Source organism: Bacillus cereus group sp. MYBK108-1 (assembly GCF_051917185.1).
In the GTDB taxonomy this organism is placed as follows: domain Bacteria; phylum Bacillota; class Bacilli; order Bacillales; family Bacillaceae_G; genus Bacillus_A; species Bacillus_A cereus.
On sequence record NZ_JBQAHZ010000006.1, the window covers coordinates 225714 to 235970 of the forward strand.

The window sequence follows — 10257 nt, forward strand, 5'->3', positions numbered from 1 at the left end:
CGGAACAAGCCTCCCTTACGCCTAGCTTGTTCCAATATATGCTTGTACTTATTTAATTAGAACTTATTCTCTTTTACCATTACGGCTTTTCTGCTTCTTGCTGTGGTTCGAGTGGCGGTACGAGTGTGACACCTAATTCTGTACCAGGTTGTAATAATGTTCCTTCCGCCACACTTTGTTCTGTTACGTATCCTGTACCAGAAGGTTTCAAGTTAAGCTGTAATGTCTTCGCTAAATTCATAACATCACGCAGTGCCCATCCTTGTATATTTGGCATTGTAGGCTTATCTCCTACCAAGAAGACTCGGTCGCCTTTTAATGTTTGTTCAGTCGCTTTTGGTACTTGTTGCTGTACTTTCCCTTCACCTAGTACGATTGGACGAAGTTTTGCTTTATCAATCGCTTTCCCCGCTTCAGCCATCGTTTTACCAGTTACATCTGGAACAGTAGTTTGTTGTTCTTTCAGATGTTTTTTCGGATCTTTCACTTCATTTGGCTTAATCTTTAAATACTCTAAACTATTTTTTGTTACATATTTAAAAATATCAGCTAAAGGTTGTGCGCCGTTCTCATCATCTTTTAATTTCGGCTGTTTAACAGCTACATACACGACAAGTTGTGGATCGTCCATTGGTGCCATACCTAAGAATGAGAATATATAATTCTGTCTTCCTGTCATATAGCCGCCTTTTCCATCCGGAATTTGCGCTGTACCTGTTTTACCACCAACTGAATATCCATCAATTTTATAAGCTGTCCCTGTACCTTTCGGAGATGTAACAACACGTTCTAATAACTGTCTTACTTGCGCTGCTGTTTCCTTTGTAACAGGTTTTCCTACTTCTTCTGGCTTATGTTCTAATTTTACTTTGTCTGTTATCGGATCTACAATTTTATCAATTGCATAAGGTTTCATCATTTTCCCATCATTTGCAATGGCCGTTGCAGCTTGTACAAGCTGAATTGGTGTTACAGTGGAACCTTGTCCAAAAGCTGTTGTCACTTGTTGTATTTGCTGATCAAATAAAATTGTATTCGATCCTTCACCTGATAAATCAATGTTCGTTTTTTCATCTAATCCAAAACTATGAATATATTTTCGGAAACGTTCTGGACCAAGTTTTTGATCTCCTAAAATTGCAAACGCTACGTTTGAAGAACGCTCTACCCCTTCATCAAACGTGATAGAGCCCCAACCAGCACCGCCATTATGATCTTTTATTTTCCTATTTCCGACTTGATATGTCCCGGATTGATAATAATCTTGTCCTTTGTACACACCTTCATTAATAGCTGCCGCTAACGTAAAAATTTTCATTGTTGATCCAGGTTCAAATGCATTGGCAATCGCGTCATTGAAGAAATATTTAATTTGGCGATCATTAGGGTCATAACTAGGTTTAGTAGACATCGCTAATATTTTCCCAGTTTTCGGATCTGCAACAATCCCTATTAAACTTTCTGGCTCATATTGCTTACTTGCTGCTTTCATCGCGTCTTCTAAATAACTTTGGACACGTTGATCAATTGTTAAATAAGCATTATCTCCATTTTTAGGTGCCTTTACATTAACTTTTCCCCCATCAAGGGACACACCTTTACGATCACCTGTATATGCTACTTCTCCGTTCGAAGCACTTAAGTATTTATCCAAGCTTTTCTCTATGCCAAATTGACCTACCGAGGTTCCATTCTCATTTGGTTTTGCATGACCTATAACGTAAGATGCAAAATCACCGTTTGGATACACCCTTGCATTTTCTGTAATAAAAGATATTCCCGGCAACTTCAACGCTTCTATTTGTTCCTTCTTTTCTTTCGTCAAATCCTTGCCTAACGTTCCAAATTCGACTTGACTTCTACCTTCCTTGTTTAAAGAAGCTAAAATATCCTCTTCGCCTTTTCCAAGTACTCCTGCAATTTTCTTTGCAGTATCTTCTTTATTCTCAACTGAGTTAGCACCTTTTAGTGCAGCTACCATTTTGTAAGAGTTTGCGTCTTGCGCTAACACATGACCGTTTTGATCATAAATGGTTCCTCGGTTCGCTTCAAGAACTCCTTTTTTACTATGCTTTTGTTTAGCAAGTGCATCTAAATCCTGATTATGAACGGTTCCTGTTGATTGTATGTAAAAAAATCGGGCTAATAACAGCAAAAAGAGCAGGAGGAAAAATATCATAAAATAACCTGCTCCCTTATTGGTATGAAATTTAGTCATATTCTTCTTCATCGTTCCTTCACACCTATTGCCTTATTTGAGGCCTTTCACATTATTCGCATTAATTTCTAGCCCATGTTTTTTTGCAACTTCAGCGATTCGTTCATAGCGACTTAACTTCTCTACTTCAGCTTGTAATTCTTGATTTTCTTTTTGCTGCTGTACAATTTTTTCTTCTATCGTCGCTGCTTCTACATTAACTTGATAAAGGCCTGCTTTATTTCCAATAAACGCGACACAGGCATACAATAAAAAGCCAATAAACGCTACATACAACAGTTTTTCGATTCTTGTAATTTTCGCTTTAACCTTCGGCTTAGCCATCTGCTGTGGGGGCGTTTGAATTTGCACCTCTTCTTGCGCTTGTTGTTTGTACTTTACAGCTAAATTAGTCATACCTCTCTCTCCCTTTTATCGTTTTTCAGCGATTCTCAACTTCGCAGAACGCGCACGATTATTTTCTTCTAGCTCTATATCAGAAGGTAAAATCGGTTTTCTTGTAATAAGCTTTAATTTCGGCTTAAATTCATCAGGAATAATCGGTAATCCTGGCGGCAATTGTGGCGTTGTACTATTTCGCTTAAACGTTGTTTTACAAATACGATCTTCTAATGAATGGAATGTTATAACACTAACCCTTCCACCTGGCTTAACCATCTCAATAGCAGATTCCAATGCTTCTTCAAATACTTTTAATTCATCGTTTACAGCTATACGAATTGCCTGAAACACTCGCTTAGCAGGATGCCCACCCGTTCTACGAGCAGGAGCCGGAATACCTTCTTTAATTAGCTCTACTAATTCTCCTGTCGTTTCAATAGCTTTATTCTCACGATAAGCTTCAATTTTTCTTGCAATTTGTTTTGAAAATTTCTCTTCACCGTATTGGAAGAAAATCCTTACAAGTTGTTCATATGACCAGCTATTTACAACATCGTACGCTGTTAATGGGGCATCTTGATCCATCCGCATATCTAGCGGTGCATCATGATGATAACTAAAGCCTCGTTCTGGTGTATCTAATTGTGGGGATGAAACACCTAAATCAAATAAAATACCGTCTACTTCTGTTATACCTATTTCCTGCAGTTTTTCAGCTAAATAACGGAAGTTACTCTTTACTGTTATAAACTGTTCACCGTATGAAGAGAACTTTTCTTTCGCGTTTTGAATCGCTATCTCATCTTGATCAAACGCTATTAATTTTCCACCTTCAGTTAATTGGGATAATAAATAAGAACTATGTCCTCCTCCCCCCAGTGTACAATCTACATATGTACCATCTGGCTTTATATCTAAGCCGTCTACTGTTTCCTTTAAAAGCACTGTTACGTGTTTAAACATTGTTGCACCTACTCTTTTTCCAATTAATTATGTTGAATGTATCCCTTCCTCTAAACACATATTTCACGCTTAGAGAATGAAATAATACGAAAGAACGACTCATTTAACTTACCAACAAAGGCAACATACTATACAAATCGCTATTTTCTTTTATTATATACTAAATTTTATCATCTTTTGCGGGAATTTAAATAAAAAACTGTCGAAAAAGCGAATAATACGTTTACATTTTGTGCTATTTTGTCATATATTTAAGTATCCAACACAATTGCCATATTTAACACTTTTTTTGATTGATAATTCAGAAAAAAATCACTTCACAGTAAATTCAACGGAATAAAAATAAAATCCTGCTCCAAAGAGCAAGATTTTATAGTTTTATAACATGATGTTTTCCGTCCCAAGAAAAAGGGTTTTCCATTACACGATCAACGAAATCCAAACCAAACTGATTTAAATAATAACATACATTCCACACACGTTCTTGCGGTGCACCTAATGGACGAAGTGCGAATTGTATACGGCGGAATTTATTTAGCTGAACCTCATACTTTTTCTCAACATTTCTTTTCAACATTCTTTCCAGCAGTTCAATTTGTTCATTAATTTTCAATTCGTTTTTCCCTGCAAACGCACCTAACCCTGGCTCTATTTTCTTTACAAATTGCTGTAAAGATGTATGAATATCGGCAATTTCTTTTTTCGCCTTTTCAAAATGATCATCAATCGGTTCCTCTATTTGATTAGACAACCAGTTTTCACGCAATTTATCGACATCATTTAAAAACGGATCACTTTCTCTCAATTGCAAATCAAATAAATCCGTCGCTATATCTCTCTCCACATAAGTAATTGTAAGACGAGGAACGACAGGTGGCATTTGAAAACCGACAGTATGGAATACTTGTTGTAATTCACTCCAATAAGCTAATTCTCCTGGACCTCCAATAAATGCGAGCGTAGGAAATACATACTCTTGCATAAGAGGACGTGTTACAACATTATTACTAAAACGTGCCGGATTTCTCTCCATCTCTTCAATCAACTCTTCGTATGAAAAGGAATGCGCCCCATCCTTTCCAACAAACTTACCTTGTTGATCTTCAAGCAATACTCGTTCATTATCTATTTCCATGAATATATGCACTGCATGAGACTTCGTTTCAATAATCGGTTTGTATCCTAGTTCTTTAATTACTTCTTGCTGATTACGAAGCCCCTCTTGTACCTCTTTATACTTACTTATAATTCGCTTGAAAAATGGAATTTCTAACTTTCTTAATTCAGGATGATGTGAATCAACAAGGATTAAACCAGAATTAGCAAAGATTTTCGTAATAAGATGAGCAAAGAAATCTACATACGTATTCGATTTTTTCAAAGCATCATCAACAAATTTTAATACATCCTTTGTAAAATTTGTTTCTGGGTATGTTTTAAAAATCTCTTCAATCCAATTTCTACAACCTTCAACAGAAAGTTCAGACTCAGAAGCACTCGCCTTTTTCGGATTACGGTCATAAAAAATAGTTTTTTTCATCTTTTTATTTTTCGCTACAAAAGTATGGTTAATCTCATCCATATCATGGTCTTCACCCGCAATCCAGAAGACAGGGACAACTTTAACTCCTAAACTTTCTTCCTTTTCCTTTGCAAGCTGTAAAATTGAAATAACTTTATGAATTGTATAAAGCGGTCCAGTTAATAACCCTGCTTGTTGTCCAGCTATAACAACATATGTATTTTCATCTCCAAGCGCTTTTACATTTTGAAGTGTAGATTCTCCCGCTTGTAATTTTGTATTATATTCTAATAAATGCGCTACTAAATCTTGGCGGAAAAACTCCCTTTCACGCAAATCATGTAAACGTTGTTTAAAAGCATCTTCTGTTAACATATAATCAAAACATGACTGTATCTCTTTTTTACCGTTCATATAGTCCGCTACAACACCTTGTTGCGGAACAGAGATTTCTTTTATCTCCATATAATTCTTCCTTTCGTATCCAGTTCTCTCACCAATCCACATTGTAGTCAATGTTTCACGTAAAAGCAAAGAATAACACTTATACTCTTGTTTCTAACCCTTTTATTGCATCGAACAAAAATTGAAGTGTCGGAACTGGTAGTTGCTGTTTCTTAGCTTCTTCTAATACATATCCAACAATCGCATTAATTTCCGTCTGTCTATTCGCTCTTACATCCGCTAACATAGAGGATGTATTACGAGACGTTCCTTCACACACATTTCGTACCATTTGCCATACCATTTCTTTTTCTCCTCTAATAAGAAATGCGACCTCCTGAAACACTTGCTCCATCATTTGATAAAAAAAACGATTCGTGATTAATTCACCATTCTTAACTCCCAATAGTGCTGTCAATGGATTGATACATACATTTACTACTAATTTTTTGTGCATAATCTCTTCCCAATCCGTTTCTATTTGAACTGGAAAATAAGTAACAGGAAAATAACGGAATATTTTCTTGAAATGTATAGATTGACCACAAACCACTCCAAATTTTGTTACCCCTATCCCAGTATGATGAACGATATGCCCTCCCTCTTTTTTCGCACCATGTTCTACAATACCAACAGCTATATTTTCACTCCCTATTTTCAGCATCTTTTGAAGATGCGACATTCCGTTTTGCAAAAAGATTAATGATGATGCCCCTTCCACAAACGGTAGTACGTCATCTATATGATATTGCTTCACAGAAATAAATATATAATCTAAATTTTGTGCTACCATACTTTCTATCGGTAAAACAGATGGATATACTGTTTCACATCTTCCATCTCTAATACAAGTTACACCTGTTTCATTCAACTCTTCAGCCTGCTTAGCCGTTCTTGTAAACAACGTAACATCTTGGTTACTTTTTTGTAAATAAAATGTATACAATAGACCAATAGCACCTGGTCCGACAATTCCAATTTTCATTTTCACACAAGGGATTCACATTAAGCGCCCTTGCCTCCCCTCCTTTTTATATCTTTTTAAAGTACATGAGCACGCCCTATAATTTCGTTGTCCTCTGTCAAACAAATACACTCTCTTTTTTCGCTATGTATAATACTGCCTATTAATACACTTATACTCTTAGTTTAGCAAATCCTCAAAAAAATAATAAAAGAAATATACTATCTTCTTCATAAAAATAAAAAAATGAGTTATAATATTATTGTAAATATTTTTACTTTTCTGCATTCAACAAGATAACAAAAGGATGTGATGTAATGGGATTCCCAAAAGTTGAGCGCTTGCTCATCAATTATAAAACGTTAGATGAATTCAAAAAATTTAAAGGGTGCGGAGCCCAAGAACTATCTATGCTGGAAGAATTGCAAGCAAACATTATTGAAAACGACAGTGAATCTCCATTTTATGGCATTTATTATGGTGGATCACTAATCGCACGTATGAGTCTATATATGAAAAGAAACGGCGGAGAACCATTCGAAATTACAGGTCCTTACCTAGAACTTTATAAACTTGAAGTATTACCAACTTTTCAAAAACAAGGATTCGGGCAAATGCTTGTAAATCATGCGAAACAAATGCAATTTCCTATTAAAACAATAGCACGTATTCATTCAGCTGGTTTTTGGGATAAATTAAATTTCAACCCCGTATCAGTAACTGATGGAGATTTTTATATTTGGCATCCAGAAACAAATTTGAATGCGGTTACAAACGAAGAATCGGCTTAAAAAATAAAAAAACAGCTGTATAACAGCTGTTTTTTATTTCTTAAGCTTCTCTAACTTCTCATTCGAGCGAGCATTGTTTCTTTCCGCTACCATTACACTTCTTTTTTGATCGATATAATCAAGTAATGTTCTATACTCTTCTTCATATACTGATAATCGCTCCAGAAGGCGCTCTCTTTCTGTTTGTAATGATTCAACTTGTTGTTGCAACACCGTTAAAGAGTTTTCATCTTTATAATTTTGCAAGAAATCAATAACATCATTCAACGTAATTGACGTAGGTTCTAACACCTTTGTCTCTTTCACTTCATAATGTTCTACTTTACGAAGTTGCTTTGCTTCCTCAATACGTTCTTTATATTGCTTTCTTACGTAAGAATTCCATCTAAACCCACATGCCGCTGGTGTACGAGATAAATTTTTTCCCACTTCCTTAAAGGCAGAAAGTTGTGTTCCACCTTCTCGAATATGCCGGAGTACTACTTCTGCCAGAAGCAAATCTTCATCATCAGTCCAAGCATCTTGTCTTGTTGTCGCCATCTCTCTAGTCCTCCCTATGCATTTTTTATTAAGCATATGCAGTTACTAGAAAAGATAGAATACAACAACTAAAGATTAAGACAAAAAAAATAAACGCAGAAGATATCTTCTGCGTTTATTTTCCCGCAATTACTTGCTGATTACTTCTTTACCTTTGTAAGTACCGCATGCTTTACATACACGGTGAGCTAATTTCGCTTCACCACAGCTTGGGCACTCTACCATACCAGGTACTGATAATTTGAAATGCGTACGACGCTTTCTTTTTACTGTTTTAGAAGTTCTTCTAAAAGGTACAGCCATTCTTCCCACCTCCTTAAAAGAAATAGTTATTTTCATATGAAGGCCTGAACCAGTCTTCCGATTATTTGTCAAAAAACTTTGCAAGTCCTGCCAATCTTGGATCAACAGTCTTTTCTTTGTCTTCTTCCGAAATCACTTGCCAGTCTTGACCTTGCGTCGGTGCTCCACCAGAAACATCATCACTGAAAATTTGCATTGGAATCTCCAAAAGTATATTTTCCTTGATTACGGGCAGTAAGTCAAGTACTTCTCCTTCTAAAGAATGAATTTCAGCTTCCGTTTCAAATTCTTCTTGTGAAGTTTGGAACACCTCAGTTGTTTTAATGTCAAATGGTAATGTCACATCTACTAAAGAGCGAGAACATGGTAAAACCATGCTTCCAGTTATATGTAGATGAAACGTAAACTTACCGGAGCCAAAATCAACTCTTCCCGTTACATGAACAGGATTAATTTCACGAATATCTTTCTCGACCTCTTTTAGCTCACTTACATCTACCATCTCATCCAATGTCAATCCTTTATTTCTCAATTTATTCAATTGATGGATGGACCATTTCATATCATATCACCTCAAGGCAACAAACAAAATTATAGCTAGCCATTTTATATTTGTCAATGTTTTTTCTTTACACTATAATGAAGTCATCATAGTAAATAATATATAGAGTATCACGTTTTTCAAAAAGATGCTACATCGAAAGGAGAGATTACCATAAAAGCTGGTGGTATTGTTGTTGAATATAACCCTTTTCATAACGGTCATCTTTATCATGTGCAACAGACAAAAAAGTTAACACAATCCGATATAATAATTGCCGTTATGAGTGGTCCTTTTTTACAGCGTGGTGAGCCCGCACTCATTTCCAAATGGTATCGCACTAAAATGGCCTTAGCAAACGGCGTAGACCTTGTTGTAGAGCTTCCATACGTCTTTGCAACACAAAAGGCTGAAACCTTCGCAAATGGTGCTATTTCCATTTTAAATGCCCTACGTGTTTCCGAAATTTGTTTCGGTAGTGAGGATGGACAAATCGAAAATTTTTATAATACCATCTCCATACAAAAAAACGAAGAAGAGACTTTTAACTGCCTTGTAAAACAATTCATGGACGCTGGTAATAGTTATGCAAAAGCAACATCGGATGCTTTCTCACACATTTTAACATCTGAAAAAAACATAGATATGTCACAACCAAATAATATTTTAGGCTTCCAATATATGAAAGCAATTCTGTCACAAAATAGCTCTATACAAGCTCAAACTATAAAAAGATTTGCCTCTCATTATCATGATGAAACATTTAATGACCAACATATTGCAAGCGCGACAAGCATCCGAAAACAACTCTTTAGCGAAGAAGGATCATTTACAACAATTGAACCTTTTCTCCCACAGGCAACCACTTCGCTTTTAGCAAATTACAAACAAAACTACGGGATATTACATAATTGGGAACAATACTTTTCATTTTTTAAATATAGACTCATGACGATGTCTCCAGGGGACTTACGACATATATATGAAATAGAAGAAGGTTTAGAGCATCGTATTTTATCAAAAATACAAAACAGTTCCTCCTTCTATTCATTCATGGAAGCATTAAAAACAAAACGTTATACATGGACTAGATTACAAAGAGCTTGTACACACATTTTAACAAACACAACAAAAGAGGATATACGCAGCGCAAATATAGAACAACACGCACCATATATTCGCCTGCTAGGCATGTCACAAAAAGGACAAACTTACCTTTCAAAAAATAAGAAAAAAATCGAACTTCCAATCCTTACTCATACAAAAACATTCGACCATGCCGCTTTAGATATAGAGAAAAAAGCAAACTCTGTATATTTCTCCATCATGCACGAACCGTTACGCACACAACTATTAAAACAGGATATAACACACCATCCTATTCGCTATGATGAAACAACTACAAAATTCCTATAAAAAACCTCTCTATTTCTGAAGTGAACCCGAATAGTGGTACATGAAAAAAACACCTCCTGAATTCGCATACTAAGTATGCAAATTTAATGGAGGTGTTTTTCGTTTGAAGACAAGAGTTCATTACCCAGAAGAAACAAAGTGGAAAGTCATTGAAATGAAGAAAGAAGGTTATTC

At 35.8% G+C, this 10257-nt stretch carries 10 protein-coding genes; 2 read left to right on the forward strand and 8 right to left on the reverse strand.

Features of this window, described 5'->3' with window-relative positions; all coding sequences use genetic code 11:
• Window positions 1-79: 79 nt before the first annotated feature.
• The 5 genes from ACTFSL_RS12145 to panE form a co-directional block, all read right to left on the reverse strand.
• Entirely contained in the window at window positions 80-2230 is a 2151-nt protein-coding gene (locus tag ACTFSL_RS12145) for a penicillin-binding protein (protein ID WP_000739960.1), read from the reverse strand.
• Window positions 2231-2251: 21 nt separating this feature from the next.
• A complete protein-coding gene (gene ftsL, locus ACTFSL_RS12150; RefSeq protein WP_000182804.1) occupies window positions 2252-2614 on the reverse strand; it encodes a cell division protein FtsL in 363 nt (120 codons plus the stop codon).
• Between the two features lie 15 nt (window positions 2615-2629).
• A complete protein-coding gene (gene rsmH / locus ACTFSL_RS12155; protein ID WP_000472508.1) occupies window positions 2630-3562 on the reverse strand; it encodes a 16S rRNA (cytosine(1402)-N(4))-methyltransferase RsmH in 933 nt (310 codons plus the stop codon).
• Window positions 3563-3932: 370 nt separating this feature from the next.
• Entirely contained in the window at window positions 3933-5549 is a 1617-nt protein-coding gene (gene bshC, locus ACTFSL_RS12160; protein ID WP_440041798.1) for a bacillithiol biosynthesis cysteine-adding enzyme BshC, read from the reverse strand.
• 79 nt (window positions 5550-5628) lie between these two features.
• Complete coding sequence (panE, locus tag ACTFSL_RS12165; RefSeq protein WP_002182931.1) at window positions 5629-6513, reverse strand: 2-dehydropantoate 2-reductase; 885 nt, start codon at window positions 6511-6513, stop codon at window positions 5629-5631.
• A 296-nt stretch (window positions 6514-6809) separates the two neighbouring features.
• On the opposite strand from panE, the gene ACTFSL_RS12170 reads away from it, so the two are divergent.
• Entirely contained in the window at window positions 6810-7283 is a 474-nt protein-coding gene (locus ACTFSL_RS12170; RefSeq protein WP_000506694.1) for an N-acetyltransferase, read from the forward strand.
• Between the two features lie 33 nt (window positions 7284-7316).
• On the opposite strand, the gene ACTFSL_RS12175 is transcribed toward ACTFSL_RS12170, so the two are convergent.
• From ACTFSL_RS12175 to ACTFSL_RS12185, 3 genes are all read right to left on the reverse strand, one after another.
• Window positions 7317-7823, reverse strand: coding sequence for an RsfA family transcriptional regulator (locus tag ACTFSL_RS12175; protein WP_000246467.1), 507 nt, complete (start codon window positions 7821-7823; stop codon window positions 7317-7319).
• A 129-nt stretch (window positions 7824-7952) separates the two neighbouring features.
• Window positions 7953-8126, reverse strand: coding sequence for a 50S ribosomal protein L32 (gene rpmF / locus ACTFSL_RS12180; RefSeq protein WP_001984764.1), 174 nt, complete (start codon window positions 8124-8126; stop codon window positions 7953-7955).
• Window positions 8127-8187: 61 nt separating this feature from the next.
• Window positions 8188-8688, reverse strand: coding sequence for a YceD family protein (locus ACTFSL_RS12185; RefSeq protein WP_000872149.1), 501 nt, complete (start codon window positions 8686-8688; stop codon window positions 8188-8190).
• Between the two features lie 213 nt (window positions 8689-8901).
• On the opposite strand from ACTFSL_RS12185, the gene ACTFSL_RS12190 reads away from it, so the two are divergent.
• Window positions 8902-10083, forward strand: a complete 1182-nt coding sequence (locus ACTFSL_RS12190; protein ID WP_002182932.1) for a nucleotidyltransferase — start codon at window positions 8902-8904, stop codon at window positions 10081-10083.
• Window positions 10084-10257 lie beyond the last annotated feature (174 nt).

Excerpts from the sequence above, each read along its gene's own strand:
- ACTFSL_RS12145 (WP_000739960.1), bottom strand. The coding sequence starts at position 2,230 with ATGAAGAAGAATATGACTAAATTTCATACCAATAAGGGAGCAGGTTAT.
- ftsL (WP_000182804.1), bottom strand. The coding sequence starts at position 2,614 with ATGACTAATTTAGCTGTAAAGTACAAACAACAAGCGCAAGAAGAGGTG.
- rsmH (WP_000472508.1), bottom strand. The coding sequence starts at position 3,562 with ATGTTTAAACACGTAACAGTGCTTTTAAAGGAAACAGTAGACGGCTTA.
- bshC (WP_440041798.1), bottom strand. The coding sequence starts at position 5,549 with ATGGAGATAAAAGAAATCTCTGTTCCGCAACAAGGTGTTGTAGCGGAC.
- panE (WP_002182931.1), bottom strand. The coding sequence starts at position 6,513 with ATGAAAATTGGAATTGTCGGACCAGGTGCTATTGGTCTATTGTATACA.
- ACTFSL_RS12170 (WP_000506694.1), top strand. The coding sequence starts at position 6,810 with ATGGGATTCCCAAAAGTTGAGCGCTTGCTCATCAATTATAAAACGTTA.
- ACTFSL_RS12175 (WP_000246467.1), bottom strand. The coding sequence starts at position 7,823 with ATGGCGACAACAAGACAAGATGCTTGGACTGATGATGAAGATTTGCTT.
- rpmF (WP_001984764.1), bottom strand. The coding sequence starts at position 8,126 with ATGGCTGTACCTTTTAGAAGAACTTCTAAAACAGTAAAAAGAAAGCGT.
- ACTFSL_RS12185 (WP_000872149.1), bottom strand. The coding sequence starts at position 8,688 with ATGAAATGGTCCATCCATCAATTGAATAAATTGAGAAATAAAGGATTG.